A 24,986-nucleotide genomic window follows, 5' to 3' on the forward strand; every position below is an offset into this window, starting at 1 on the left:
GCCCCTATTCGCGCTCGACTTGCATGTGTTAGGCACGCCGCCAGCGTTCGTTCTGAGCCAGGATCAAACTCTCCAATTGTATTCTTGGTTTGCTTGAACCGGCGTTCCCCGAGACCCGGCTAAGGAGTCTCGGCTCGCTGATTCGTCGGCACTTCCCTCTCGCTGCGCTTTTCAGCGCTGCTCTCGAGGTGAAGCGCCCTCAAAAAATTGACTGCGGGTTTCCGCAATCCATTACTTCTTGGGCTTGCTATTTGGTTTTCAAAGACCGAGCCGCTTGTGCTGCTTCGCGACTTTTGCTACCGTCTACCTCGCTGCTGGTTTCGTTTCAACCAGCGGGGTTGCAGCTTCTATTTCAGTTCGCAATCAGCGTCAACTTCGCTTTTGCGTCCTGCGGGCTGCTTCGAAGTTCGTCGGCGCCGTCCAGTGACTTCCGCCGTTTCTTTTCGAGGGGGAGCGGCTTCTACTTCGGCGCCGTCTTCCCTGTCAACCGCTTGCTGTCAGCTTTCCTCACCGCTTTGCGTCCGTCGTGTTGCTTTCCGGACTGCTGCTTCTTCGGTGGGGCGCGGCTTCTATCTCTTCGCCGCGTTCGCTGTCAACTCGCTCGTTGACTGCCCTATTTCCTTGTCGGTGCTGCTCTCTCCACGAAGTGCCTTCCGCGCCAGTGCGCGGGCTTCGAGGTGAGGGGCGCGGCTTGTACCACCACCGCATCCGCGATCAACCATTTTGGTGGCGACCGTTTGCTGCTGTCCGCTCTCTGCGTTCCGAGGTGCTGCTTTCGGTCCGGTTCGGGCGGGGCGCGGCTTCTACCTCTTTGCCGCGTTCGGGATCAACAACCTTCGTCGATCCTTTTCTTCCCCGCGCTGACTTCCCGAGGCCCGAGGGCCAGCGGTCCGTTGCGCGGAGGTCCAGTCTCTAACGCTTCGGTTCGGCGACGTCAAACCCTGATTGATCCGGGCCTGATCATTCGACTCAGCCGCCGGGGATATGGGCACGCCGTTCCAAGGTGTGAACCCCCGGCTCCGGCTTTCTTCTTTCCCCGTCACTTCCCTCGGCGTGCCGCCTGCTCCTCATCCAGCGGGGCGCGCCATCGCGTCCCGAAGAGCCCGTCCGAGAGGGGAAAGGTGATGTTGAAGTTGTGGCGGCCCATCCGGCTGGGATCGTGGTGCACCTGGTGGTGACGCCGGAGGAAGGAGATGCCGGGCAGCCGGGCGCTCCAGTGGTTGCTCGGCAGGTGGGTGGTGAAGTGCACCCACTCGTACGCCAGGTAGTAGCCGAGCGCCGTGGCGGCGAAGAGCCAGCCCGCGTTGGGGGAAATCAGCAGGAAGCAGAGGGCGCCTAGCGGGGCGGCGATGGCTCCCAGGAAGAAGAGGAGCAGCACCGGCGGGAAGAGCACCATCTTGAAGTCCCGGCTGGACTCGTACGCCATCGCCTCGTGGGTGAAGAAGCGGTGGTGCTGGACGGTGTGCCGCTCGAACATCAGGCCCAGGCCCCGGGTGCGGTGGTGCATGGGGCCCCGGTGCCCGAGGAACTCGACCACGTTCGCGAGCGCGATGACCGCGGGGACTCCGAGCAGCTCCCAGAGGCGGGGGGCCTCCAGCTGGCTCAGCGCCAGGGCGATTCCCCCCAGGCAGACGAGGCTGGTGAAGGCGAAGTGGACCTGCCCCCGGTAGCCGGGCCCGATGGCCTGGGCCCGGTACTCCTCACGGAAGGCCAGGACCTTGCGGGGGACAGGGTGCGGTTCCATGCGTCAGGAGCGCTTCGTTCCCTTGCCGTCCGCGGGCTCTTCCTTCCGGCGCGCGAGCGACTTCTGCAGCTTCTTCATGCGGTCCAGGATGAGGGTGCGCTTCAGGCTGGAGAGGTGGTCCACGAAGACGTGGCCGTCCAGGTGGTCGATTTCGTGCTGGAGCACGTGCGCGAGCCGGCCGTCCGCCTCCAGTTCGTGCCACTGGGCCGTCTTGTCCTGGTAGCGGACCTTCACGCGCTCGACGCGGGAGCACTTCTCCCAGACGTCCGGCACGGAGAGGCAGCCCTCCTCCAGCTTCACGCTCCCCTCCTTCGAGAGTATCTGGGGGTTCACGATTTCGAACTGGGTGCCGTCCTCGCGGCCGACGATGGCCACTCGCAGGGGGACTCCCACCTGGTTGGCCGCGATGCCGATGCCCTTGGCTTCCGCCATGGCCTCCGCCATCTCCTGGAGGAGCGTTTCGAGCGCCGGGCCGAAGTCGGTGACGGGCTGGGTAGACGTGGTGAGAACCTTGTGGGGCCAGATGACGATGTCGCGAGCCATGCGGCGGACTCTGCCATGCGGCCCCTTCCATTGCTCGGCAGTTCCGCTAGACCGGCGGCATGCACCCGAACGCCCAGCTCATCACCGACTTCTATTCGGCCTTCCAGCGGCGCGACGCGGACGGAATGGCCGCCTGCTACCACCCGGACGTGGAGTTCAACGACGCCGTGTTCCAGGGCCTGCGCTACGCGGGGGCCACCTCCATGTGGCGCATGCTGCTGGAGCGCGGCAAGGACCTGGAACTCGTCTTCAGTCAGGTCCAGGCCGATGACCGCACCGGCAGCGCCCACTGGGATGCGACCTACACCTTCAGCCAGTCGGGCCGGAAGGTGCTCAACCGCATCGACGCGACCTTCGAGTTCGCTGACGGGAAGATCATCCGCCACACCGACCGGTTCCCCTTCTGGACCTGGTCGCGGCAAGCGCTGGGGCCAGTGGGATGGGCGCTCGGGTGGACGCCGCTCTTGCACAACAAGGTGCGCGCCCAGGGCGCAGCGGGCCTGCGCAAGTACATGAAGGAGCGCGGCATTCAGGGGCCGTGACTCACTCCCTCACGTCGAGCGCCTTCAGCGTCACCGGTCCCTTGGGGCCCTGGCGTGAGAGGGTCGCCTCGCAGCGCACCTGGCCCATCCAGTCCGTGTAGCGCAGCGACGCGTTGCCGTCCGCGTGCAGCCACAGCGACGCATGACCGTGGTTGCCCCGGTCCTGGCGCACGCCCGTCCATTCCGGGAAGCGCGGCCGGGATTCGAAGAAGCGAACCGGTGCCACCGGGTACTCCGGGGCATCCCTGCGCTCGGAGGGAAAGCCTCCGTGGCCCAGGCTCGCGCCGACGAAGGGGAGGCCCGGGGCGCGGTCGTAGAGCGCTCCGGCCTGGGCGCCTCCCCAGCACCAGAGGTCCACCCACTCGCGCTCCACGACCAGGGTGCGCAGGTCCTCCGTCACCAGCGGGGCGAGCTGCTCCGCGCCCGGGCCGTAGGGCGCGGCGTGGGTCAGCAGGATGTTCATCGCTCCCCGCCGGCGTCCCTCCGACAGGCGTTGCTCCAGCCATTGCAGCAGCGCGGGCTCGCGGTGACGGCCCGCTTCGAACCACGCGGTGTCCAGACCGATGAGCTGGAAACGCTCCGCGGCGAGGCTGAAGTAGCTGCCCTCCTGCGGGTGACGGGAGCTTGCGCCCCGCCGCTCGTCCAGGTAGCGGAAGTAGGCCCCCGCTCCCGAGCGCATCTCCGGCGGCGCGTTCAACGTCAGCAGCGCCGTCGTCCCGAGCAGTGGCTCCAGCGGCTCCGCCAGGTGCGCGTCGAATTCGCCCTGGCGGCCCGAGTAGAAGACACCGCCCAGGTGCACCGCGCAGTCCAGGCGCTCGCCGCGCATCACCAGCTGCCGGGCGATGTACCGGGAGGAGTATTCGCCCGTGCCGAAGTCTCCGAAGAGCGCCACCTCCACCGGGCGGCCGGGCTCCGGCTCTCGCAATGGGTAGACGAAGCGGCTCTTCGCTCCGAAGTGCCAGCGGAATGGAGCCTGCCGCGCCGCCGCGCCCTGCTCCAGCCACACGGGGCCGCTGAACAACAGCCAGCCTCGCAGGTCCGCTTGCGGCTCGAAGCGCGTGCGCATGGGGTCGATGGGGATCTCCTCCGTCCTCAGCGGGAAGGTGAAGTCCGCGGGCAGACCTCCTGTCCCCTGACGGGCGTGGCGCTCCGTCGCGTCCAGCTGCTCCTGGAGCTGGCCGGGGTCCGTGAAGAGCAGCTCGAGCTCTCGCAGCGACTCCACGAACGCGCCCACCGTGACCCTCGCGCCCAGGCCACTCTCCGTCCAGCGCAGCACGTCCTCCGGCTCCCGCAGGAAGGCGGTCTTGAGCGCCTCCAGCTCCTCCGGGCCGAGGAGGGGCAGGTCCGTGTCCTCCGGCGGCGGTGCTCCCGCCGGCACGGCCCTTCCGCTCGCGGGCGGGCAATAGCCGAGCGCTTCGTAGAGCGGATTCCACCTGCTTTCCATGCGTCGTCCCCCTGGTGATGGCGTCGGATGCCCAGGGACGTATTCTCCCAGGCATCCCCGACATTCCTGCTCATCCTGGGGTGCCGCTCAGGGCGCGGCGGTGCCCGTGCCTTCCTTCCGGAAGGTGTAGAGCGTGTAGTACGAGCCCGTGGCGAAGCCGGGCAGCTTGAGCGGGTTGAACACGCTCAGGTTCGTCATCACGCCGCCCACGAAGCCCGGCGGGACTTCCACCAGCTTGAGCGCCCCCCCCGCGAGCACCACGCCCGCCTGGGGCTGGTCGTTGCTCACGAGCACGCACTCGCCCTGCGCGGTGAAGGCTCCCACCGGCAGGAGGAAGCGTGCGTAGAACGGGACCTGCGTGCCTGGCGTGAAGGCCCGGTCCGTCAGCCGGAAGCAGGCCGTGGCCGAGCCCACTCTTTCGTAGCCGCCGTCGCCCGCGGGCACATACAGGCCCGCGCCCAGCTTCACGGTGGGCGTGAAGGGCGCCGCCGCGCACACCGCATCATCCGGTGGCGTCGCGGCGTCCTCCTGCGAGCGAAAGGCATACACCCACTCGTCGCCGGACTGCAGCCGCACCGGGGCCCCCGCCTGTCCTTGAGTCATGTTCAAACCCATCCTTCTTCGAGGACAGCGAGGACCGCTGGGTTCGTGCTCCGGTCACTGCCAGGACAGCGCGTACTCCGTGTCCACCGGGCCCGTCTGCCGGCCCTTCACCTGGACGCCTCGGGCACCGAGCGCCTCGATGACGCCCTGGAGCACGCCTTCGTGGTACGCGGGCGGCATGAAGTCCCGCTTCATCATGAGCTTGCCCGCGCGGTCGCTGGACCACTCCACGCTGCGCTCGCCGTAGCTCACCGCCGCGCGGTAGCCCGTGGGCAGATTCGTCACCAGCCGCCTGGGGCTGTCGCCCGCGAGCAGCAGCAGCGTCTTGCCCGCCGCCGACGACAGGAAGTCCGTGGTCGCCTGCGTGCCCATCTTGCGCAACATCGCGTCGAAGCCGCCCAGCTGCGGGCCCATCAACTGCGCTCCCGTGAAGGACAACTTCAGGAAGCCCGCCACGGGGTAGTTGAAGAAGTCGACGAACTTCTTCTCCTGCACCACCGCCAGGCACTTCTCCACCGCGGCATCGCCGCCCAGGATGCGCACCGCGTTCAACGCGCCGTTGAAGAACATTCCTCGGGCCGTGTCGTCGGGGGTCGCCAGGGCCAAACGCTTCTCGAGATCCTGGGCAATGGCTGGCTCCAGGACCGTGACTTCCTTGCGCTGCTCACTCATAGAGGGGGGAATCTCCGGGGGGGAGGAGATGAACACGCGTGCGCGCTACAGCCGCACGAGCTGGGCCCCATAATGGACGTTGGCTCCGACAGCCGCCACCACCACCAGGTCCCCACTGCCGAGTGCAACACGACCCTGCTCCAGGTCGTCCGCCAGAAGAATCAACATCCCGGCCGCGGACGTATTGCCAATGCGATCCACGTTGCAGGCCACCGACTCCTTGGGCAGACCCGCCCGGGTCACGAACGAGTCCATCACCCGCTTGTTGGGCTGGTGGAAGTAGTAGCGCTTCACCTGTTCACGCAGCGTGGGGGTGAGCACCGCGTCCAGGCACTTCTGCATGTACTCCGGGTAGCTGCGCGCGACCTTGAAGCCGTCCACCACGAAGGCCATGTCGGACGGGCGCGTGCGGCCCGGCTGGTAGGGCAGCTTCAGCATGCCGCCGCCACGGCGCGTCACCAGCTCCGCGTATGCGTTGCCGGAGAACGAGGAGAGGATGCCCGGACCGTCCTCGTCCCCCTCCTGCTTGCGCAGCACCACCGCGCCCGCGCCGTCACCGAAGACATACATGGACAGGTAGGCGTTGAGCGCCTTGGGGCGGCCCGGCGTGGGCGGCAACTCGTCCGTGTAGACCTCCCGGTTGAGCAGCGGCGACGTGAACGCCGAGGCCACCACCGCCACCGTGCGGAAGCGGCCGCCGTCCATCATCTTGCGCACCAGGTCCAGCACGTAGGGCGTGCCGCCGCAGCCGTCATCCACCACCAGCGCGAAGGCGTCCTCGCGCAGGCCCAGCCGCTCGTGCAACGCCATGGCGTCGTGGTTGAAGTGCGGCGCGTCCGGGGTGCACGTCACCACGAAGAGCGCGTCCAGCTCCTTCGGATCCACGCCGCCGCGGGACAGGGCCTGGCGCAGCGACACCTCACACATGTCCGTGTTGGTCGCCGGATAGAAGCGCCCCAGCACGTCGTCCGGCGGGGGGATGGCGCGGCCCGTCTCGTCGTCGAAGTCCCAGAGGAAGCGGCGCTCCTTGATGCCAATCTTCTCTTCGATGCGGGCGGCCGACCAACCGGGGATGGCTTTCGCGATCCGCTCGTTGGAGATGGTCCGTGCTGGGACGAACGAACCCGCGCCCACCACACACACCCGTTCGGTCATTACCATGGCCTCGCGATTTCACAGCCTTGCCGGACGGGATGGATTCCCTGGCACGCGTGCATAGAGCACGTTCCAGGCCACTTCCTAAGCCCTTGGAAAGACGGAGTTCCTGTTTCTGGACGCGTCATTCGTGAAGCACACGCCAGGACAGAACAGCCCCGAAAGCCTGTGAAATCCGCAGGATGCGGAATGTTTCAGAAGTGAAGCTATCGACGTGGAATGAATCACACGCGATGTGTCAATTCACTGACAGTGGACACCGAGGAGACTCATGGTGTCTGCCATTGCTCAATACTGTCAATGGCCCTCGCGTCGGCAAGGGTCCGCCGCCCCCTGCCGGGCGGGCGGTGGACTGACGACAAGCCCGCCGCGCCTCCCCCCCATTGCCAGCAGGTCGCACCGGGCCCGGCTCGCACTACGCAGGGCACGGAAAATCGGATCTCCCGCCGGACACGCCGGACTTCTCTTCGAATATTGCGCGGGACGGGTCCGATTGGATCGCTCCCCTCAGAAGGGGATGTTGTCGTCGTCGCCGGGGGGCGGGATGTCGCCGTCGTCCGGCGGGTTGCCGAAGCCGTAGCCACCGCCCCGGCCTCCTCCGCCACCGCGCGCGGGGGGCTCGCCACCGCCGCCGTCACCGCGCTGCCGGGCGATCTCCGCCTCGATGGAGGCCAGGAGCTGGCGCTCCTTGTCGTGCCAGCGCGACTTGCTGGGGTCCGACAGGGAGCGGCGCGCGCCGTTGGCGTAGAACTCCAGGTCCTGGAGGCTGGCGCCGTAGACAGGGGCGCCCTTGCTGCGGCCGTAGTTGGGCAGGAGCATGCCGTCGCCGCCGCCGCCACCAGACGGGGCGCCCGAGGACGCGGGACGGCGATACGCCGGGGCCGACGCCGCGACGGGCGTGGCGCTCATGGACAGCTCGCCCAGTTGAAGCGTGAAGCCGTCGTCGTTCCTGTACGCCGTGCCCACCCGGACCTGCTCCACCGAACCGTCGGGACGGCGGACCGCGACGGTGACTGGATATTGCTCGCTCATGGGGCCGGGATTCACACCGCCACGGCCCGCATGTCAATCGAAGGAAGCAATCCGTGTCGGTCCCGAGGCACGCACGGCGGGCCGCTCGGGGCGACCCGTCACGCGGGGAGGAGCACGGACGACGTCCTCCGTCAGGTCAGCGACACCATGCCGCCGCTGGAGCCCTTCTTGCGCAGCCACGCCTTGGGCTTGGGCGGCACCGCGGGCGCGGCCGGCTTCGCCGCTTCCTTCAGCGCCTGGCTGCCCGCGCGACCCCTCGGCAGCGTGAGGTCCGGGACCGACTGCGGCTTCGCGCCATCCACCCACGCGTCCGGGCGGCGGCCCGTGCGGATGAGCAGGCGCAGCTTCTGGTAGTGCGCCGAGCAGTAGCCCTTGGAGCGGCTCTGGCGCTTGCAACCGATGACGGCGCAGGCCTGGTTGTCTTCCGCGGCGACGACCTTCGGCGGACGGCCCGGGGACTTCGCGGCGGGCGCCTTCACGGGCGCGGCCTTCGCGGCGGGCGCGACCTTCGCGGCGGGCGCGACCTTCGCGGCGGGCGCGGCCTTCGCGACGGGCGCGGCCTTCGGCGGACGGCCCGGGGACTTCGCGGCGGGCGCGGCCTTCGCGGCGGCGGACTTCGGCGGACGGCCCGGACGGCGGCGGGCAACCGGCTCCGGCGCCAGCGAGGGCGTGCGCACGCCCGCCACGGCTCCCAGGCGGCTGGACAGCGGCGCCAGGCGGTCGGTCACCGCGCGCAGCGCATCCAACGCATCCAGCCCCTTGGCCATACGGGCCACGGCCTTCTGAACGGGAGCCAGTTGCAGTTGCAACTCGCGGCGGACCATGTCGCGAAGTTCGGTTTCAAGGGAAAGTGGGGCCATGTGGGGCAGGATATACACCCAACCGCCCGGGGAGGGATGGAAACATTCCCCAGGATGTTAAAGGAACCATCCATGACTCCGGTTCCCACTCCCGTTCGCTTCCGCGGCACCGACTCCTACCTCACGAGCGAAGGCCTGCAGGCGGCCGTCAACTGCGCCCTCACGCTCCAGCGCCCCCTGCTGGTCAAGGGCGAGCCCGGTACGGGCAAGACGCTGCTGGCGGAAGCGATTGCCCAGGGACTGGGATTGAAGCTGCTCACCTGGCACGTGAAGAGCACCACGCGCGCGCAGGACGGCTTGTATGTCTACGACACCGTGCAGCGGCTGTATGACTCGCGCTTCGGGGACGGGGACGTGCGAGACATCCGGCGATACATCCGCATGGGGCCGCTGGGCGAGGCCTTCGCTTCGCAGGAGCGCGTGGTGCTCCTCATCGATGAAGTGGACAAGGCGGACCTGGAGTTCCCCAACGACCTGCTCCACGAGTTGGACCGGATGCGCTTCCGCATCTCCGAGACCAACGACGAGGTCGTGGCGAAGAACCGCCCCGTGGTGCTCATCACCAGCAACAACGAGAAGGAATTGCCTGACGCGTTCCTGCGCCGGTGCGTGTTCCACTTCATCGACTTCCCGGAGCGCGAGCTCATGCAGCGCATCGTGGACGTGCACCACCCGGGGCTGGACTCGGCGCTGGCGGACCAGGCGATGAAGGTCTTCTACGAGCTGCGCGCGATGACGCGCCTGCGCAAGCGGCCGTCCACGAGCGAGCTCATCGACTGGATTTCCGTGCTCAAGGCCAACGGCGTCGTGGAGTTGAAGCTGGAGGAGCAGCTTCCGTTCCTGGGTGCGCTGCTCAAGAAGGAGCAGGACCTGGTGGCGGTGGCGGAAGCCTTCGGACGCGGCCGGCGGACGCGCGCTTAAGACAGCCCGGGAGCCACGCCATGTTCCTGCCGTTCTTCTACGAGCTGCGAAAGCGCGGGGTGAAGGTGGGCGCGCAGGAAGCGCTCGCCCTCGCCGGGGCGCTGAAGGCCGGGCTGCATGACAGCAGCCTGGATGGGTTCTACCACGTGGCTCGCGCGCTCCTGGTGCACTCGGAGACGCAGCTGGATGCCTTTGACCAGGCGTTCCTCTTCCACTTCCAGGGCGTTGCCTCCGACGCGCTGAAGCTCACCGAGGAGCTGTTGTCCTGGCTGGAAGAGGCCAAGGAGCGCACCGACCTGAGCCCGGAGGAGATTGCGCTCCTGGAGCAGTGGGACCCTGAAGAGCTGCGGCGGCAGCTGGAGCAGCGCCTGAAGGAGCAGACCGAGCGCCACGACGGCGGCAACCGCTGGGTAGGCACGGGCGGCGCGTCTGCCTTTGGCAACAACGGCGTGGCCCGGCAGGGCGTGCGCATTGGCGGCACGGGCGGACGGCAGGGTCAGGCGCTGTGGCAGGCCGGGGCTCGCAAGTACGCGGGCTACCGCGACGACCTGGTGCTGGACACGCGGCAGCTGGCGGTGGCGCTGCGCAAGCTGCGGGCCTTCGCGCGTGAGGGTGTGGCTGAAGAGTTGGACGTGGACGAGAGCATCGCCGCCACCGCGAAGAACGCGGGCGAGCTGGAGGTGGTCACGCGTCCGCCGCGCCGGCCCAACACGCGTGTGGTGTTGTGCATGGACGTGGGCGGGTCCATGGACCCGTACGCGCACCTGGTGAGCCGGCTGTTCAGCGTCGCCAGCCAGGCCACGCACTTCAAGGAGCTGCGGACCTACTACTTCCACAACTGCGTCTACGGGAAGCTGTACGCCACGCCGCAGCTGACGGGCGGCATCACCGTTCCGGAGCTCACCGCGCAGGTGGGAAGGCATCACAAGCTGGTGATGGTGGGCGATGCGTCCATGGCCCCGTATGAGCTGGGCATCCGCACGGACGCCAATGGCCAGTACCGCCAGGAGGGCCTGGAAGGGCTCACGTGGCTGATGCAACTGGCGCAGCACTTCGAGCGCAACGTGTGGCTCAACCCGGAGCCTCGCGGGTCGTGGCGCTCGGGCAGCATCGCGGTCATCGCCAACGTGTTCCCCATGTTCGCCCTCACCGTGGAGGGCCTGGGTGAGGCGGTGAACCACCTCACCCGGGGGAAGACGCCCCGGGGGGCGATGGCTCGGCGGTAGGGACCGCGGCCTGCTACGGCGTGGTGCGCCCGATCCGCCCAGGCACCGACCTGCCTTCGAGCCCAAGCACCTGCTCGGCGAGCCAGACCAGCACGCTCACCGTAATCTCCCGGTGCAGCAAGAAGTCCAATCGCTCCGGCGTATCCGACTCGCGGTGCCGCTGGTCCTCCGACACATCACCCTGTCCCTCGAACGCCCCCACTGCTGGCAACCTCTCTCGGATGAAAGAAGCATGATCGCTTGAGGTTGAACAAAGCGACACGTACGTCTGAAGCGAGGTGTAGGTCGCGGCGGCGCGAACCAGCGCGTCCATGACGCCTTGAGAAACGTCGTCACCTTCGAAGATCACTGAAGGACGTGACGTCTTCAGGTTCGCCACCATGTCCAGATTCACGACACCACTGATCCGCTCCCTGTCTTCGCGGCCAAGGCCATCCACGTAATGCTTGGAGCCAAGCCTGCCTTGCTCCTCCCCACCAAACAGGATGAAGCGGACATCATGCAGAAGCCGCTGATTGAGCAGCATGTGGGCCATTGCCACCAGGCTGGCGCATCCGCTTGCGTTGTCGTTGGCACCCGGCGCTCGCGCATTCGAGTCTCCAGCGGAGTTCAGTGAGTCGAGATGGGCGCAAACGATGAAGAGGCGGGGTGCGTCCGAGGTACCTCGCCGCTCCGCGACGAGGTTGACGGTGTGCCTCCCCCGACCCATCGGGACCGGCTGCCGCCACGTCATGCAACCCGCAGCCTGGAGCCACCCCTCAACCAGGTTCAGGGCTGGCTCCAGGTGGGGCATCTCCGAGTAACGCGTGTGTAGAGCAGCGAGAGCCTCCACCTTCGTGCGCAATTCGGAGGGGGTCACCTGCCCGATGAGGGACAGGACGACGGCGCTCCTGACTCCTGGTGCGGCCTGCACAAGACGGCCCTCGCACGGTTTCCCTCGCACCTGGCTCTTCTCAGCTTCGTTGTTCATCGAAATCCCATCCCCCATCGGTCAGGAGTAACCCTCGGACTCCTCCTCTTTGCGTCCCATGCGGCGCTCGATGGCCTTGCGGTGCACCCCCAGGAGCCGCGCGGCCGCGCTCTTGTTGCCTTCGACCAGCGCCATGGCTTCGGTGATCAACTCCTGCTCGAGGCGCTCCAGCTTGTCTCCTGCCTCCGGCAGTCTCAGCACCGCACGCACAAGGTCCTTCAGCGGGTCCACGCGCGGGACGCCCTGCGTGGGACGGCCCGGCAGCTCGGAGAGGACTTCGGGGGTGATTTCGTCCGTCTCGGCGAACACCGCCAGCCGGTCCACGAGGTTGCGCAGCTGGCGCACGTTGCCGGGCCAAGCCATCCGAGTGAGCAGGTCCACGGCTTCCGAGGAGAAGCGCAGGAGCCGCCGCTGCTGCTGGACGAAGTGGGCGAGCAGCGCCGGGATATCCTCGCGACGCTCCTCCAGGGAGGGCACGCGGACCTCCAACACGTTGAGCCGGAAGTAGAGGTCCTCGCGGAACTTCCGCTGCCGCACCAGGTCCTCCAGGTCCGCGTGTGTCGCGGCCGCCACCCGGCCCTGGAAGGATTGCTCCGCTGTCGCTCCGATGGGACGGAAGTGCCCGGCCTCCAGCACTCGCAGGAGCTTGGCCTGGAGGCTCAGCGGCAGCTCCGCGATTTCGTCCAGGAAGAGCGTCCCCTGCCCCACGGCCTTCATCAGGCCGTCCTGCCGCCGCTCCGCTCCGGTGAAGGCTCCCCGTTCGTGGCCGAAGAGCTGTGATTCCATGAGCTGCTCGGGGATGGCGCCACAGTTGATCTCCAGGAGCGGTGCGTCTGGCCTGGGCCCCAGGGAGTGGAGAGCTCGGACCACGCCTTCCTTTCCGGCGCCCGTGGGGCCAAGGACGAGGACGGGGCGGTCTGAAAGCGCCACGCGACGCACCAGGGACAGCAGGCGCTGGTGCGCGGCGGAGCTTCCCACCATCCCTGGCAGCCGTTGGGCGCCTTCACGCGCGCGGAGGACCTGCACCTCCTGCTCCAACTTCCTCCGGTCCCGCAACCCTTCGAGGATGGGGACGATGAGTTCCTCGCACAGCTCGTCCTTGAGGACATAGTCGTAGGCGCCCAGGCGCATCGCGGTGCGGATTTCCGCCATCTCGTTGGAGACGGTGACGACGATGGGGACCGCGTTCGTGCGCTTGCGGATCTCCTCGATGAGGATGAGCCCGTCGCGATTGCGCGAGTCCGCGCTCAAGCGGATGTCCACCAACGCCACGTCGATGGACTCCTCGGAGAGACACCTTCGCGCTTCGTCGAGGCTGGCTGCCTCCCGGAACTCCAGGCCCGCCATGGACGACAGCACCGTCGTGAGGACCCGCCGTGCGCTGCGCTGGTCGTCGATGATGAGGATCTTCATGCACTCTCCAGCGAACGGTGGTCCGCGAGGCGGCGGGCGTGGATACGGAAGCAGGTGCGCCCCTGCTCGCGGTGGACGGCGATGCTCCAGCCGAAGCGGCGTACAATGCGCTGCGTGACGGACAGGCCCAGGCCCAGCCCTTCCTTGCGCGTCGTCACCCAGGGGTCGAACAGCGTGTCCTTCGCTGCCTCTGGAATGCCCGGGCCCGAGTCCCAGACCTCCAGGAGTTGCTCCGGGCCCTCCTCCCAGGCTCGCACTCCCATCTGTCCACCCTCCCCTGCCGCCTGGACGGCGTTGCGCAGGAGGTTGGCGAAGAGCTGCACCATGGCATCTGGCTCCGCGAGCAATTGAAGCGACTCGGGGACCTCCACGGTGACGGCGATGCGCCTTGCCTGGACCTGGTCCCGGATGAGGTCCAGGGCACGGCGGGCTCGGGGCAGCACCGCCACCGGCTCCACGCGCGGAGGCGGCAGCGACAGCCGACGCAGGGACCCGAGCATGCGCTCCAGCCGCTCAATCTCCTCCCGGCCGATGTCGACGTCCTCGGCTTCCAGCGGCTGGGCCTGACCGCCCTGGCGGAGCAGGTGGCGGAAGAAGTTCAGCGGATAGGCAATCTCGTGGGAGATCTCCGCGCTCAGCACCGCGAGGGCGAGCCGCTTCTCCTCGTGCGCCGCGCCCACCTGCGCCTGGCGGAGCACGTCGAGCTCCTGGAGGACCTGGGCATTGTGCAACGCCACGCCGCCCAGGCTGGCGATGGTGTGGAGCAGCTCCAGGTCCGCGTTCGTGTAGAGCGCGGCCTGATGCTTGGGGGCCAGCAGCAACACGCCCCGCAGCTCTCCGGACGAGCGCATGGGGACGAGCAGCCTCCGGTGCCAGGGGCCCTCCTGCGTCCACAGGTGCTCGCCCGCTTGGAGGGTGGTCAGCGAATCCTCGGGGAGGTGCTCCACCTTCGACCCTTCTCCCAGGTCGAGGACCTGGACCTGCCCCGTGGGCAACCAGCGCCGCACGACGCGCTCCAGCGTGTCCCTGAGGGCACCGGGCTCACGCGGGGCGGACAGCTCGTCGCTGAGCTGTTCGACAGTGGGACGGAACTGGAGGGTGGCGGGGAAGAAGAGTCGGACCACGAGCGGTCTGCCGAGCAAGACCAGGGCCATGAACGTGGCGAATGCGACCAGGAGCGGCAGTGCCTGCGACACCGTGGAGACATCCAGGAACCGCCGCGTCGCGAGCCAGGCGAAGGAGGCCGCGAGCAGTCCCGCCAGCACGAGGGGAATGGCCAGCAGGCGCCGCGTGAGCACCGCGGTCACCGCCAGCACGTTGTGCCGGATGAGGCCGTAGCCGATGGACAGCGGCAGCAGCGCGATGAAGCAGGGCACCACCAGGTAGAAGCCCCGGCCGGAGAACACAATCACCGCGAGCACGACCGGGAGCGCGGCGAGCCCCCACGCCGCCGCGAGCAGCTCCGCCCGCGCGCGTCCCGTGCTGCCTCGGAGCCGGACGAGAATGGCCACACCGCAGACCAGCAGCGAGCCCTGGGACGCGACGTCCACCCAGTGCCGAACCCGGGCCGTGTCCAGGCCCAGACCTGGAGCAATGAGCAGCCACGCCGCCGCGAGCACGGCCGCCACCGCCAGCAGCCACAGCGCGGTCAGCCAGAAGCGACGCAAGCGCACGGGCCGCTCCGGGAAGGCGTAACCCAGCCACACGCTGCCCACCGCCGTCCCCAGGCGCGACAGGATGAAGAGCGGCATGAAGGTGGCTCGCGTGTGGTAGTCGAACAGCGTGAGCAGGAAGACATGGCTGGAGATGCACAGCACGCCGTAGGCCAACGCTCCGTCCCTCCGACCCGCGAGCAACAACACCAGCAGTCCGGACCACAGCAGGAAGCCTCCCACCAGGGCGTAGACCCCGAACAGGAACAGGCCTTCTTCCGCACCGAAGTGGCGCAGGGGTTGGTTCAAGGTGAGGCGTTCACCTCCGCGCCGGAGGAACGTCAGCGCCACGTGGGAGCGGCCCTGGCGCTCCGCCTCCTGGACGCAGGCGCGCAGCTGCGTTCCGGGCAGGCCTGACTTCGCGACGTCGCCGTCCAGTGGGGCTCCCTCGCAGGCCACGAGGAGGTCCGGGTGGCGCAAGGGCATCCGGCGGCCCTCGCTCCACGTGGGCAGGTAGACGGAGGAGAAGGCTCCGTAGGGGTCCACCAGCAGCGAGGCGAAGGGGGTGCCGAGCGTGGTCGACACCTGCCATGCCACTCCCGCGCTCAGCCCCACGCCCAGGATGGCGAGGAGGAGGACGGTCCACCACCGGCTGCGCGTCACGCCAGACGTCATGGCCCCGGGCTCCTTGCCCCAGCGGATTCATGGGCTCGTGACGGTGGGCCCCCCATAGAGCTGTGTCACGGCCGCCATCAAGGCGAGAGCGCTCATCTCCGCCTGGAATGACGACTTCCCGGAATGGGATTCATCCAGGGAACGTGCACGGTCCGCAAGCCAGGCGCCCAATTCGTGGAAGCCGCCCTCGCGCGCCACGGCCGCCCCGAGCCGGGCCACTCCGGGCGCGGTCCGGAGCAGGCCTCGGGGTGGATGGCCCAGGGCCGCAGGGAAGCCGATGCCGTGGAGCCGGGCGTCCTCGTCCGCATCGAGAGCGTCGTCGAGGCATTGGGAGCTGAGCAGGAGCAGGTCGAAGGCGCGGCGGAACGCGGGCAACCGCGCGGGGTCGCCGTGGGCGAGCAGGAGGCAGAAGGCGCTGGTTCCCAGCCAGGACACCTTCTGGCTCACGAGGCAGGCGTACTGGGTCATGGACAGCCTGCGGCGGGACAGCAGGGCCTTCTCGTTGGCCACGGCCTCGGCCCAGTCCTCCAGGGCCACCTTGATGGCCTCGGTCGCGAGGACTTCGTTTCCGGTCGCCTCCGTCAAGGATTGCAGCCACTGGTCGAACAGGGCCTGGCGGAGGCGGGGCCACTCCGAGCGCGGTGGGACCTGACCGTCGTCGAGCCGGTCGATGAGGAGCCCGAAGAAGCCTCCGCGGTGGTGGGCGCGGAGGTAGCGGGACTGGAGCTCTGGGGCGAGGCCCTGGCCCAGGCGCTCTGACGCGTAGAGCGGCAGGCGCTGGAAGGGGGCCAGGGCGCTGTAGTCGTCCCAGCCTCCTTCGGGGTGGGCGGTCAGGCCCAGGTGGAAGGGGAGCTCCTTCGCGAAGGACTGGAGGTCCTTGGGCAGCGCTTCGAGCGTGATGGCGTATTCGAGGTCGCTGGGGCCCATGGGCTCAGTAGCACGCAGCAAACTGTTTGGACTCATCAGGCGGAAGCACACAAACCGCGCCCCCCGCATAGGGTTCCAGCGCGCTCAGGTCTTCATCTCCCAAGAACTTCATGATCCGACCCAGCAACTCAGAGTCGATGTCCAACGAAACAATCCCCCCGACCCCCACGCCGCTGAAGCTGGTCACCGGCCAATCCATCCCTGTGAAGCCTCTATCGTTGAACAACAGCTCCAACACGATCACAATCCCCTGATCATCCTTACGAACGGCAGCCTTCTTCAACGCATGAAGGTAGTTGTGGGCTTGGTGTTCGTCACGAGGATCAAACAGCCAGGAGTACAACCGCTCCAGCTCGCGGGGCCCAACCTTCAATTCACCATACTGATCCGGGCGATTGAACGGTACTTCGCTGATGCCCTGGATCTGTCGCAGTGAGGCGTATGCGGGTTCAGTGAACGCGCGCACCAGCGCTCTCCACTGCTCGTTACTCAGTGCATAACTAGCGGGTGCCTCCTGGCTCGTACGCGCATGGAGAACGTTCAGGAATGCATCGGCTTCTTGGCGCGGCACCCCTTGCGCTGAGCCAGCACGGCCCATCGTCCCGATCGCGGTTTCCGCGAGTTCGCAAATCCGTGCGCGCACGCGTTCACCGGGTTGCTCTTCAGGAGGAGCAGGAGGTCTTGGGAGCGCTGGGTTCACGAACAACTGCCGGTAGACAGCCCTCAAGTTCTCGCGCTTGAACTGTTCTTGCGCATCCAATTGCGTCTGCTCGTCCACGTCTCGCCTGGCTTCGGACATCGGACCCACCCCTGGTTTGTGAACACAGCCTTCATCCAGCACCGGCTGCCACCAGCTAAGCAATGGGCGTGCCTTTGCGTCCACTCATGGGCAGACAATGGCCTTGGGGTCGTAGCGCGGCCCTCAAGGTGGACGAATTCGTCCACCTTGGCCGGGCGGATGGCCGGGTTCGTCCAATGCCTCGCGGCCTTGCCCCGGCGCGCAGGCGGCATGTGACTTGCTCAACAGCGGGTCCTGTCAGGCCGCCGTCGGGCTTCTTGGCTCCGCCTGACACGCACTGAACTTGGATGTTTCGAAGGAGGGGCACATGGCGAATTCGCCGAAGGCGCGCAAGCGTTCGGGTTTGCGCAAGAAGAGTGCAAAGGCGGAAGTCGGCACGCAGGGAGTAGCACTGACGACGAAGGAGCTTACGGCGACAGCTGACAAGCCTCAGCTCACCGCGCTCAACGTCGCCACGACACGCCGCGTAGAGCTCTCGATGCCGACGGGAGAGGGAAGCACGAGGGGACGCGTGTTCCGGCGGCGTCCGGGTCCCGACGAGATGGTCGAGACTGGCGTGACCGTCCGTCGCGGAGCGCCACACATCCTGCCGTCCTTGAAGGCTGGCGCTCACTACTTCCAGATCAACGCTGGCCTCGGAGACGACAAGTTCACGCTCACCGCGAAGAACCTCGAGAACGGGCATGAGTGTGCACGCGAGGAGCTCGAGGGTGAGCGGCCCGGCCTGGTCTTCAACTTCGAGGTCTGCTGATGCGAACGTTCCTTCCCTCCATTGCACTGGCCTTGGGCGTCCTGGTCTCGGCGACGGCATCCGCCGGAAGCGACCCGAAGGATTCCGAGTCGCACTTCGCGCCGCCGCGGCTCGAGCTGAAGGCAAGCTCGAGTGGCGATGCCGAGTTCCTGGTCGCTCCCGGATGGCTCTTCGCGCGCAAGGACAGCCCGGTTGACTGGATACCCCGGCTGGAGTTCACGGCCAAGACGTCCAAGGGTGTCGCATCCCTCCTGTCGGTTGCAGATGGTGACCTTGGTGATGCGGGCGAGTGGGCGGCCGGCGCATCACTGACCGTCCGCGACATGGAGATCGGCGACGAGGGCGAGGGTGCCACGCTCCTTCAGCCGGTTCATCAAGTCGCCTACGAAGAATGCTCGAGGATGTGTCGCGCCGGAGCGCAGCGGACGGACGACGACAAGAAGTTCTGTGAGATCCGCTCAAAGCAAGTCCAGGCCGAGTTCCGCGAATGGCTGAAGGAGCAATCCTCCCCCCTCACCTCCGACCGCTTCTGCGACACCAAGCGAGAGGCGGTGGAACATGCGGAGGCCAACCATCGAGCCGGCACGATCACGGACGAAGAACTCATCCAGGTGAAGGCAGAGGCGCTCGACGTCTGCCTGAAGCCGTGTTTCGACCCGACCGCGGCGCCCGAAGCCCGGGGGTACTGCTCGGCGACGGCGTTCGGCGACAAGCCCGTCGAGATCGACGTCGCCAGCGTAGGCCGGCAGAACATGTGCTCAGCTGGCAAGACGAAGTTCACTGAGTTCTTCAAGGCAAATCCCTGGTTGGTCGCGCGATATCCGCGCAAGCAACTGAACGTCGGCGCCCGGTTCGGTGACGCGACGGTGAAGTACCTGGGTGGCGAGTCCACAGCCCTGAAGCTGGTCAGCGATCACGCATTCGCCTGGTCGTCGGGTGCGACGGGCTCGTGGCTGTTGGGCGCCGGCCGACGCGTCATGCCCGTAGAGGGCATCCTCACGGTGAGTCGGACCGCCGAAGCACAGGACAAGGCGCGCTGGTGTGTCCCGTCCGGCACCGTGGTCTCCGACGATGCTCCCAACGCACCCGCGGAGGTGTGTAATGAGACGCCTCTCGGCGCACCTGACTTCCCCACGAAGGTGCGATTTGGACTGTATGCCGGGTACTTCAACGAGTTCGCGAACAGCTGGCGCATTTCCGCAGGTGTCGATGCGCGCCTTCCCCTTGGACGAGGAACCCGGTCGGTGTCCGTGGTGATGCCCATCTGGTTCAACGCTTCGAAAGCCGGTGCCGATTACAAAGGGCTTTTCCGGGTGCTCCCCTCTGTCAATTGGAGCAAGGCCCCCGACAAGGAGACCGAGGTGACGTTCACTGTCTCGCTCGAGGTGCTCACGCAGCCCACGATGTTCACCGAGCGGTTCGACGCGATCTGAATGCCCTTCTGGACCTGCTCCCCTTGCTGAATCCAGGCGAGCAGGCCGCGACGGCGGTATCTCTTCCCCATGTTCCTGCCCATCAGCGTCCTGGATGCGCCGTCCAACCTGGGCCTGCGGCCCGCTTCCCCGGGCGCGATTCCGGGCGTGTACCGACTGCCCCGGGTCCTGCGCGCGCAGGGCATCGTGGCGCGGTTGGGCGCGGAGGACGCGGGCGTCGTGACGCCACCTGCGTACTCACCGGAGGCGGAGCCGGACATCGGCTTTCGCAACGGCGCGGCGCTGGGCCGCTACAGCGTGGCGCTCGCGGACCGCGTCGGCGCACTGCGGGCCGGGGGACGGTTCGTGCTGCTGCTGGGTGGGGATTGCAGCGTGCTCGTGGGCTCATCGCTCGCGCTGCGGCGGGCCGGGACGCATGGGCTGGCGTTCATCGACGCGCATGATGACTTCTCCTACGTGAAGGACCGCGCCCGCATGGCGGGCTGGTTCACCGCGGCGGGGCTGGACCTGGCGCTGGCCACCGGACATGGCCCCGATGCCCTGTGCGACCTGGAGGGCCTCAAGCCCTACCTGCGCGAAGAGGACGTCGTGCACCTGGGCCTGTCCCGCACCGCCGAGGACACCGCCGAAGCCGCGGTGCACGAGTTCGACACCTCCCGCATTGCTTCACTGCCGCTCACCGTCATCCGTGAGCGCGGCGCGAAGTCCGTGGGCGACGAGGCCCGCTTCCGGCTGGAGGCCCGAGGGCTCACGGGGTTCTGGATCCACGTGGACGCGGACGTGCTGGACCTGAGCGTCATGCCCGCCGTGGATTCTCCCAATCCGGACGGGATGCGCCTGGAGGAGTTGACCGCGCTGCTGGCGTCATTGCTCGCGAGCCCCCAGGCGGTGGGCCTGGAGCTCACCATCCTGGACCCCGACCTGGACCCGGAAGGCCATTGCGCCCGGGCCTTCACCGATGCAGTGGTCGCGGCGTTCGTCCAGAGCGGTCGCGTCCCGTAGCGCATTCCCGGAAAAAGAGCCCCGGCCCCCTGCCCGGCCGTCGGTGTGACTGCCGACGGACGGGCGCGTTTGGTGCGGCGCGGCGGCTCCAGTTACGGCATGGTGCGCCCGCGACGCAGTCCTGCGCGGGAGGCCGCATGACGACCGAGAAAATCGATACCCAGGCAATCAACACCATCCGCACGCTGTCCATGGACGCGGTGGAGAAGGCCCACTCTGGCCACCCGGGCGCGCCCATGGCGCTGGCTCCCGTGGCCTACCAGCTGTGGCAACAGGAGCTGCGTTACGACCCGGCCCAGCCCAACTGGCCGGACCGCGACCGCTTCATCCTGTCCAATGGCCACGCGTCCATGCTGCTCTACAGCCTGCTGCACCTGGCCGGCGTGAAGCGCGTGAAGGACGCCAAGGTCACCGACGTCCCCGCCGTGTCCCTGGACGACATCCGCAACTTCCGCCAGCTGGACTCCGCCACGCCCGGCCACCCGGAGTACCACTGGACCACCGGCGTGGAGACCACCACCGGCCCCCTGGGCGCGGGCGTCTCCAACAGCGTGGGCATGGCCATCGCCAGCAAGTGGCTGGGCGCCCACTTCAACAAGCCCGGCTTCGACCTGTTCACCCATGACGTCTACGCCCTCTGCGGCGACGGCGACATGATGGAGGGCGTGGCGTCCGAGGCCGCTTCGCTCGCGGGCCACCTCCAGCTGCCCAACCTGTGCTGGATCTACGACAGCAACCACATCTCCATCGACGGAAGCACCGACCTGGCCTTCACCGAAGACGTGGGCCGCCGCTTCGAGGGCTACGGCTGGCGCGTGCTCAAGGTCACCGACGCCAACGACCTGGACGCGCTGTCCAAGGCCTACAAGTCCTTCAAGGACGAGCGCGGCAAGCCCACGCTCATCATCGTCAACTCGTTCATCGGCTTCGGCTCGCCCAAGAAGCAGGGCTCCGCCAGCGCTCACGGCGAGCCCCTGGGCGCTGACGAAATCAAGGCCACCAAGAAGGCCTACGGCTGGCCCGAGGACGCGCAGTTCCTGGTGCCCGACGGCGTGCGCGAGCGCTTCCAGGAGCGCATGGGCGCTCGCGGCAAGGCGCTGCATGACGCGTGGGAGAAGTCCGTCGCGGACTACCGCAAGCAGCACCCGGAGCTGGCTCGTGAGCTGGAGGCGCTGCTCAAGCGCGAGCTGCCCGAGGGCTGGGACAAGGAGCTGCCCGTGTTCCCCGCGGACGCGAAGGGCATGGCCACCCGTGAGTCCGGCGGCAAGGTGCTCAACGCGCTGGCGAAGAACTACCCGTGGCTCGTCGGCGGCTCCGCGGACCTGAACCCGTCCACGAAGACGTACATCTCCGCGTCCACGTCCATCAAGCCGGGCGAGTACTCGGGCCGCAACATCCACTTCGGTGTTCGCGAGCACGCGATGGGCTCCATCGTCAACGGTCTCAACCTGAGCCACGTGCGCGGCTACGGCGCCACGTTCCTCATCTTCAGTGACTACGAGCGCCCCTCCATGCGCCTGTCGTCCCTGATGGAGATTCCGTCCATCCACATCTTCACGCACGACTCCATCGGCCTGGGCGAGGACGGCCCCACGCACCAGCCGGTGGAGCAGCTGATGTCCCTGCGCGCGGTGCCGGGCAACGTGGTGCTGCGCCCCGGCGACGCCAACGAGGTGGCCGAGGCGTGGCGCTACATCGCGCAGCAGAAGCACCACCCGGTGGTGCTCGTGCTGTCGCGCCAGCCGGTGCCCACGCTGGACCGCACGAAGTTCGCTCCCGCTTCCGGCACGGCCAAGGGCGCGTACACGCTGCTGGAGGCGGAGGGCGGCTCGCCGGACGTCATCCTCATCGGCACGGGCACGGAGGTGGCGCTGGTGGTGGAGGCCGCGGAGAAGCTCAAGGCCGAGGGCGTGAAGGCCCGCGTGGTGAGCATGCCTTCGTGGGAGCTGTTCGAGCAGCAGCCCCAGGAGTACCAGGACAGCGTGCTGCCCCCGGGCGTGAAGGCTCGCGTCGCGGTGGAGAAGGGCGCGGCGTTCGGCTGGGAGCGCTGGACGGGACACACCGGCAGCATCATCGGCATGCGCAGCTTCGGCGCTTCCGCCCCCATCAAGGCGCTGCAGCAGAAGTTCGGCTTCACCGTGGAGAACGTGGTGAAGGAAGCGCACGCCACCATCGCCAAGGCGAAGAAGCACTGACGCGCCTGTAGAAAAAAGAAGGGCCCCGGACCCTCCCCCGAAGGTCCGGGACCCCTCTGACTTCCAATCCCCCCTACTTCGACTTCGCTCCCCCCGGCTTCACATCAGGCCGCGTAGAACACGGGGCGCGTGGGGCGCGGGTTGCTGACGAACTTCATCTCGTTGATCATCTTCTTGAAGTCCTTCTGGTCGATGCCCGTGGAGCCCTGGGCCTGCGAGCGGGTGGCGTACTTCTCGTAGGTGTCCACCACCTTCTTCGCCTCCGGCGTGAGGCGGTCGTAGTTCTGGCGCGCCCACTTCATCGTGTCGGTGAACTCGGTGCCGGCCGCGTTGCCGTCCAGGTCGCCCGCGCCCTTCTCGATGGCGGCGGTCAGGTCGTTGCCGGAGATCTTGCCCTTCTTGGCGTCCAGGCCCTCCAGCGCGTCGCGCATGGAGCTGTCGTGGAAGGTCTTGAAGCCATCCATCTTCTTGAACATGGCGTCCGCCTCCTTCTGCGTCATGCCCTCCGGGCCGGCCTTCTTCGCGGCCTGCTGGTAGGTCTTCAGGACCTCCTTGGCCTCGGGCGTGAGGCGGCTCTCGTTCTTGGCGGCCCACTTCTCGAACTCCTTCAGCTCGGAGGTGGAGGAGTGGCCGTCCGTGTCGGAGATGCCGTCCTTGATGGCCTTGGTGAGGTCCTCGCCGGAGATGGGGCCGCTCTGCTTGTCGAGCGCCTCCGTGGCCTTGCGGGCGCTCACGTCACCGGCGCCCACCTTGCTCAGCTCCTTGTTCATGGCGGCGGTCTCCTTGTCGGTGAGACCGGTGCGGCCCTGGGCCTGCGCCGCCTGGGTGTGCTTGCGGTAGACGTCCAGGACCTCCTTGGCCTCCGGGGACAGGCGGCTCTCGTTCTTGGAGGCCCACTTCTCGAACTCCTTCAGCTCCGCGCCGCCGGCCTGGCCGTCGTGGTCCGCGGTGCCCGTCTTGATGGCGCGGGCCATATCCTGGCCGGACACCGTGCCGCCGTGGCTCTTGCTGTCCAGGTTGGCGAGCGCCTTCTTCGCGCTGGCGTCACCCACGTCGCGCATCTCCGCGAGCATCTTCTTGAAGTCGCCCTGGGGGATGCCGGACTCGCCGCGCGCCTGGGAGACCGCCGCGTACTTGCTGTAGATGTCCATCACCTGGCGGGCTTCCGGGGTGAGGCGCTCGCGGTTGTTGGCGGCCCAGTCCGCGACGGCGCGGTACTCACCGGAGGCGGCCTGGCCGTCCAGGTCACCGACCGCGGCCTCGATGCTGTCCGCGAACTGCTCCGCGCCGATGGAGCCAGAGGTCTTGTTCAGCTTGTTCATCTCCACCATGGCGCCCAGGTCCTTGGGCTGCCAGTTGTCACGCGGGCCCACGCAGCCGTGGCCCTGCGCGGAGAAGCGGTCACCCAGGTGCGCGTGGCGGGACTGCAGGTCGTGGAGCTGCGACTTCAGGCCCGCCATCTGCGACTTCATGTTGTTGAGGGTGGCCTTCATCTCCGCCGCCTGCTTCGCCGGGGACGAGCTGCCACGCAGGACCGCGAGCTCCTTGTTGCCGAGGGCCGGCTTGCTGTTGAGGGCGGTGGCGACGGCGGTGGAAGCGGACTTGGCGATGGTCATTTTTGATCTCCGGTGGGAGCGGCTTCCGTTGCGGAAGCAGTCATGCCGGGACCTATTGCGCGCGCCGTGCCAGCTCCCCGGGCCAGCACACCCTGAAGGATTCCATGGGGTTACGCTGCGATGACGCGAGAGCCGGGGTGGTGACAACAGTCACCAGCGGTGATGACTGTCACCATCCCCCCCGCCCCGGGGTGGTGACGAAAGGCATCACTTCCGGCGCGAGGGCTTGAGCGCCTTGCGCACGCGCTGCTTGCCGGCGGGACGGTCCGCGACGTGGACGTAGCCCCGCTTGAGGAAGAACGGGAGCGTGCCCGTGTAGGCCATTCCGTTGCTGATACGCGCTGAGCCCTTGGGTGGTTTCACCGGATAGCCTTCGAGGGTGGCGGCGCCTTCGCGACGCACCGCGGCCTCCACTGCGGCGAGCAGCGCGGTGGCCACGCCCTGGTTGCGCCAGTTCCGGTGGATGAAGAAGCAGGGCACGGAGGTGACGGTGTCCGCGTCATCGCACGTGAAGCTGGGGGCTCGGTCCAGGCGCGAGAAGGAACGGCGCGGGCCGAAGGTGGCCCAGCCCACCGGTGCGCCGTCCGCGTAGGCGAGGACGCCCTTCGCCTCTCCGCTCGCGACCAGGGCCTTGAAGCGGCGCTTTGCTTCAGGGCCTCGCACGTCGTCGTAGCGCTCGCCCTCCGGGATGCGCCAGTACATGCACCAGCAGCCGCCACAGGCGCCGTTGGGGCCGAAGAGCTTCTCGAGGTCGGGCCAGAGCTCCGGGGTGAGCTCCACGGTCTTCAGGTCGGGTGGCGCCATGGGGCGC

Annotated in this window: 22 protein-coding genes and 1 rRNA gene; 7 read left to right on the forward strand and 16 right to left on the reverse strand. The window is 67.8% G+C overall.

Annotated elements, in window-relative coordinates; all coding sequences use genetic code 11:
* The 3 genes from D7Y15_RS13040 to def form a co-directional block, all read right to left on the reverse strand.
* Positions 1 to 79, reverse strand: a 16S ribosomal RNA gene (locus D7Y15_RS13040); the annotation flags it as partial.
* A gap of 960 nt (positions 80 to 1,039) precedes the next feature.
* Positions 1,040 to 1,744 carry a sterol desaturase family protein gene (locus tag D7Y15_RS13045; protein WP_121752768.1) on the reverse strand — a complete coding sequence of 235 codons (705 nt, stop codon included), beginning with the start codon at positions 1,742 to 1,744 and terminating at the stop codon, positions 1,040 to 1,042.
* 3 nt (positions 1,745 to 1,747) lie between these two features.
* Positions 1,748 to 2,287 carry a peptide deformylase gene (gene def / locus D7Y15_RS13050; RefSeq protein ID WP_121752769.1) on the reverse strand — a complete coding sequence of 180 codons (540 nt, stop codon included), beginning with the start codon at positions 2,285 to 2,287 and terminating at the stop codon, positions 1,748 to 1,750.
* Positions 2,288 to 2,346: 59 nt separating this feature from the next.
* Here def and D7Y15_RS13055 point away from each other — a divergent pair, with 59 nt between their 5' ends.
* The gene (locus tag D7Y15_RS13055) at positions 2,347 to 2,829 is read left to right on the forward strand and encodes a nuclear transport factor 2 family protein (RefSeq protein WP_120599893.1); all 483 of its coding nucleotides are present in this window, start codon (positions 2,347 to 2,349) and stop codon (positions 2,827 to 2,829) included.
* A gap of 1 nt (position 2,830) precedes the next feature.
* Here the strand turns inward: D7Y15_RS13055 and D7Y15_RS13060 are convergent, their stop codons facing one another.
* The 6 genes from D7Y15_RS13060 to D7Y15_RS13085 all read right to left on the reverse strand — a co-directional run bounded on the left by D7Y15_RS13060 (position 2,831) and on the right by D7Y15_RS13085 (position 8,559).
* Entirely contained in the window at positions 2,831 to 4,273 is a 1,443-nt protein-coding gene (locus D7Y15_RS13060; RefSeq protein ID WP_121752770.1) for a hypothetical protein, read from the reverse strand.
* Between the two features lie 87 nt (positions 4,274 to 4,360).
* A complete protein-coding gene (locus D7Y15_RS13065) occupies positions 4,361 to 4,876 on the reverse strand; it encodes a hypothetical protein (protein WP_121752797.1) in 516 nt (171 codons plus the stop codon).
* Between the two features lie 54 nt (positions 4,877 to 4,930).
* Positions 4,931 to 5,548, reverse strand: coding sequence for a DUF2378 family protein (locus D7Y15_RS13070; protein WP_121752771.1), 618 nt, complete (start codon positions 5,546 to 5,548; stop codon positions 4,931 to 4,933).
* Between the two features lie 45 nt (positions 5,549 to 5,593).
* Entirely contained in the window at positions 5,594 to 6,703 is a 1,110-nt protein-coding gene (locus D7Y15_RS13075) for a 3-oxoacyl-ACP synthase III family protein (protein WP_120575466.1), read from the reverse strand.
* A 507-nt stretch (positions 6,704 to 7,210) separates the two neighbouring features.
* Positions 7,211 to 7,735 carry a hypothetical protein gene (locus D7Y15_RS13080; RefSeq protein ID WP_120575467.1) on the reverse strand — a complete coding sequence of 175 codons (525 nt, stop codon included), beginning with the start codon at positions 7,733 to 7,735 and terminating at the stop codon, positions 7,211 to 7,213.
* Positions 7,736 to 7,866: 131 nt separating this feature from the next.
* On the reverse strand, positions 7,867 to 8,559 hold the full coding sequence (locus D7Y15_RS13085; RefSeq protein ID WP_233604932.1) for a vegetative protein: 693 nt from the start codon (positions 8,557 to 8,559) through the stop codon (positions 7,867 to 7,869).
* Positions 8,560 to 8,667: 108 nt separating this feature from the next.
* Between D7Y15_RS13085 and D7Y15_RS13090 the strand changes: the two genes are divergently transcribed.
* Together D7Y15_RS13090 and D7Y15_RS13095 are read left to right on the forward strand one after the other, a co-directional pair.
* Positions 8,668 to 9,516, forward strand: coding sequence for a MoxR family ATPase (locus D7Y15_RS13090; protein WP_121752773.1), 849 nt, complete (start codon positions 8,668 to 8,670; stop codon positions 9,514 to 9,516).
* Positions 9,517 to 9,536: 20 nt separating this feature from the next.
* Positions 9,537 to 10,742 carry a VWA domain-containing protein gene (locus D7Y15_RS13095; protein ID WP_121752774.1) on the forward strand — a complete coding sequence of 402 codons (1,206 nt, stop codon included), beginning with the start codon at positions 9,537 to 9,539 and terminating at the stop codon, positions 10,740 to 10,742.
* 13 nt (positions 10,743 to 10,755) lie between these two features.
* On the opposite strand, the gene D7Y15_RS13100 is transcribed toward D7Y15_RS13095, so the two are convergent.
* Genes D7Y15_RS13100 through D7Y15_RS44125 form a run of 5 tightly spaced genes read right to left on the reverse strand, consistent with a single transcriptional unit; the run spans position 10,756 to position 17,178 of the window.
* Positions 10,756 to 11,730, reverse strand: a complete 975-nt coding sequence (locus tag D7Y15_RS13100; protein WP_121752775.1) for a M28 family metallopeptidase — start codon at positions 11,728 to 11,730, stop codon at positions 10,756 to 10,758.
* 3 nt (positions 11,731 to 11,733) lie between these two features.
* The gene (locus tag D7Y15_RS13105; RefSeq protein WP_121752776.1) at positions 11,734 to 13,125 is read right to left on the reverse strand and encodes a sigma-54 dependent transcriptional regulator; all 1,392 of its coding nucleotides are present in this window, start codon (positions 13,123 to 13,125) and stop codon (positions 11,734 to 11,736) included.
* Complete coding sequence (locus tag D7Y15_RS13110) at positions 13,122 to 15,452, reverse strand: ATP-binding protein (RefSeq protein WP_121752777.1); 2,331 nt, start codon at positions 15,450 to 15,452, stop codon at positions 13,122 to 13,124. Before D7Y15_RS13110 ends, D7Y15_RS13105 begins: the two co-directional genes overlap by 4 nt.
* A gap of 27 nt (positions 15,453 to 15,479) precedes the next feature.
* Entirely contained in the window at positions 15,480 to 16,379 is a 900-nt protein-coding gene (locus tag D7Y15_RS13115; protein ID WP_121752778.1) for a hypothetical protein, read from the reverse strand.
* Positions 16,380 to 16,383: 4 nt separating this feature from the next.
* A complete protein-coding gene (locus D7Y15_RS44125; protein ID WP_233604933.1) occupies positions 16,384 to 17,178 on the reverse strand; it encodes a hypothetical protein in 795 nt (264 codons plus the stop codon).
* A 307-nt stretch (positions 17,179 to 17,485) separates the two neighbouring features.
* Here D7Y15_RS44125 and D7Y15_RS13125 point away from each other — a divergent pair, with 307 nt between their 5' ends.
* From D7Y15_RS13125 to tkt, 4 genes are all read left to right on the forward strand, one after another.
* Entirely contained in the window at positions 17,486 to 17,929 is a 444-nt protein-coding gene (locus tag D7Y15_RS13125; protein ID WP_121752780.1) for a hypothetical protein, read from the forward strand.
* Positions 17,929 to 19,362: a hypothetical protein gene (locus D7Y15_RS13130; RefSeq protein ID WP_121752781.1), complete on the forward strand. Its 1,434-nt coding sequence runs from the start codon at positions 17,929 to 17,931 to the stop codon at positions 19,360 to 19,362. The genes D7Y15_RS13125 and D7Y15_RS13130 overlap by 1 nt, the downstream gene beginning before the upstream one ends.
* Positions 19,363 to 19,431: 69 nt before the next feature.
* Positions 19,432 to 20,364 carry an arginase family protein gene (locus D7Y15_RS13135; protein WP_121752782.1) on the forward strand — a complete coding sequence of 311 codons (933 nt, stop codon included), beginning with the start codon at positions 19,432 to 19,434 and terminating at the stop codon, positions 20,362 to 20,364.
* 137 nt (positions 20,365 to 20,501) lie between these two features.
* Positions 20,502 to 22,559 (forward strand): transketolase, encoded by a 2,058-nt coding sequence (tkt, locus tag D7Y15_RS13140; RefSeq protein WP_120575473.1) that lies wholly within the window; start codon positions 20,502 to 20,504, stop codon positions 22,557 to 22,559.
* A gap of 104 nt (positions 22,560 to 22,663) precedes the next feature.
* On the opposite strand, the gene D7Y15_RS13145 is transcribed toward tkt, so the two are convergent.
* Both D7Y15_RS13145 and D7Y15_RS13150 read right to left on the reverse strand, forming a co-directional pair.
* Positions 22,664 to 24,175, reverse strand: a complete 1,512-nt coding sequence (locus D7Y15_RS13145) for a hypothetical protein (protein ID WP_222595358.1) — start codon at positions 24,173 to 24,175, stop codon at positions 22,664 to 22,666.
* 207 nt (positions 24,176 to 24,382) lie between these two features.
* A complete protein-coding gene (locus tag D7Y15_RS13150) occupies positions 24,383 to 24,979 on the reverse strand; it encodes a GNAT family N-acetyltransferase (RefSeq protein WP_121752783.1) in 597 nt (198 codons plus the stop codon).
* Positions 24,980 to 24,986: the final 7 nt, after the last annotated feature.

The sequence above is a fragment of the Corallococcus sp. AB030 genome (assembly GCF_003668965.1).
Lineage (GTDB): Bacteria > Myxococcota > Myxococcia > Myxococcales > Myxococcaceae > Corallococcus > Corallococcus exiguus.

Bases quoted from the DNA above. Each gene is read 5' to 3' on its own strand.
- D7Y15_RS13045 (WP_121752768.1), bottom strand. From the start codon at position 1,744: ATGGAACCGCACCCTGTCCCCCGCAAGGTCCTGGCCTTCCGTGAGGAG.
- def (WP_121752769.1), bottom strand. From the start codon at position 2,287: ATGGCTCGCGACATCGTCATCTGGCCCCACAAGGTTCTCACCACGTCT.
- D7Y15_RS13055 (WP_120599893.1), top strand. From the start codon at position 2,347: ATGCACCCGAACGCCCAGCTCATCACCGACTTCTATTCGGCCTTCCAG.
- D7Y15_RS13060 (WP_121752770.1), bottom strand. From the start codon at position 4,273: ATGGAAAGCAGGTGGAATCCGCTCTACGAAGCGCTCGGCTATTGCCCG.
- D7Y15_RS13065 (WP_121752797.1), bottom strand. From the start codon at position 4,876: ATGACTCAAGGACAGGCGGGGGCCCCGGTGCGGCTGCAGTCCGGCGAC.
- D7Y15_RS13070 (WP_121752771.1), bottom strand. From the start codon at position 5,548: ATGAGTGAGCAGCGCAAGGAAGTCACGGTCCTGGAGCCAGCCATTGCC.
- D7Y15_RS13075 (WP_120575466.1), bottom strand. From the start codon at position 6,703: ATGACCGAACGGGTGTGTGTGGTGGGCGCGGGTTCGTTCGTCCCAGCA.
- D7Y15_RS13080 (WP_120575467.1), bottom strand. From the start codon at position 7,735: ATGAGCGAGCAATATCCAGTCACCGTCGCGGTCCGCCGTCCCGACGGT.
- D7Y15_RS13085 (WP_233604932.1), bottom strand. From the start codon at position 8,559: ATGGTCCGCCGCGAGTTGCAACTGCAACTGGCTCCCGTTCAGAAGGCC.
- D7Y15_RS13090 (WP_121752773.1), top strand. From the start codon at position 8,668: ATGACTCCGGTTCCCACTCCCGTTCGCTTCCGCGGCACCGACTCCTAC.
- D7Y15_RS13095 (WP_121752774.1), top strand. From the start codon at position 9,537: ATGTTCCTGCCGTTCTTCTACGAGCTGCGAAAGCGCGGGGTGAAGGTG.
- D7Y15_RS13100 (WP_121752775.1), bottom strand. From the start codon at position 11,730: ATGGGGGATGGGATTTCGATGAACAACGAAGCTGAGAAGAGCCAGGTG.
- D7Y15_RS13105 (WP_121752776.1), bottom strand. From the start codon at position 13,125: ATGAAGATCCTCATCATCGACGACCAGCGCAGCGCACGGCGGGTCCTC.
- D7Y15_RS13110 (WP_121752777.1), bottom strand. From the start codon at position 15,452: ATGACGTCTGGCGTGACGCGCAGCCGGTGGTGGACCGTCCTCCTCCTC.
- D7Y15_RS13115 (WP_121752778.1), bottom strand. From the start codon at position 16,379: ATGGGCCCCAGCGACCTCGAATACGCCATCACGCTCGAAGCGCTGCCC.
- D7Y15_RS44125 (WP_233604933.1), bottom strand. From the start codon at position 17,178: ATGTCCGAAGCCAGGCGAGACGTGGACGAGCAGACGCAATTGGATGCG.
- D7Y15_RS13125 (WP_121752780.1), top strand. From the start codon at position 17,486: ATGGCGAATTCGCCGAAGGCGCGCAAGCGTTCGGGTTTGCGCAAGAAG.
- D7Y15_RS13130 (WP_121752781.1), top strand. From the start codon at position 17,929: ATGCGAACGTTCCTTCCCTCCATTGCACTGGCCTTGGGCGTCCTGGTC.
- D7Y15_RS13135 (WP_121752782.1), top strand. From the start codon at position 19,432: ATGTTCCTGCCCATCAGCGTCCTGGATGCGCCGTCCAACCTGGGCCTG.
- tkt (WP_120575473.1), top strand. From the start codon at position 20,502: ATGACGACCGAGAAAATCGATACCCAGGCAATCAACACCATCCGCACG.
- D7Y15_RS13145 (WP_222595358.1), bottom strand. From the start codon at position 24,175: ATGACCATCGCCAAGTCCGCTTCCACCGCCGTCGCCACCGCCCTCAAC.
- D7Y15_RS13150 (WP_121752783.1), bottom strand. From the start codon at position 24,979: ATGGCGCCACCCGACCTGAAGACCGTGGAGCTCACCCCGGAGCTCTGG.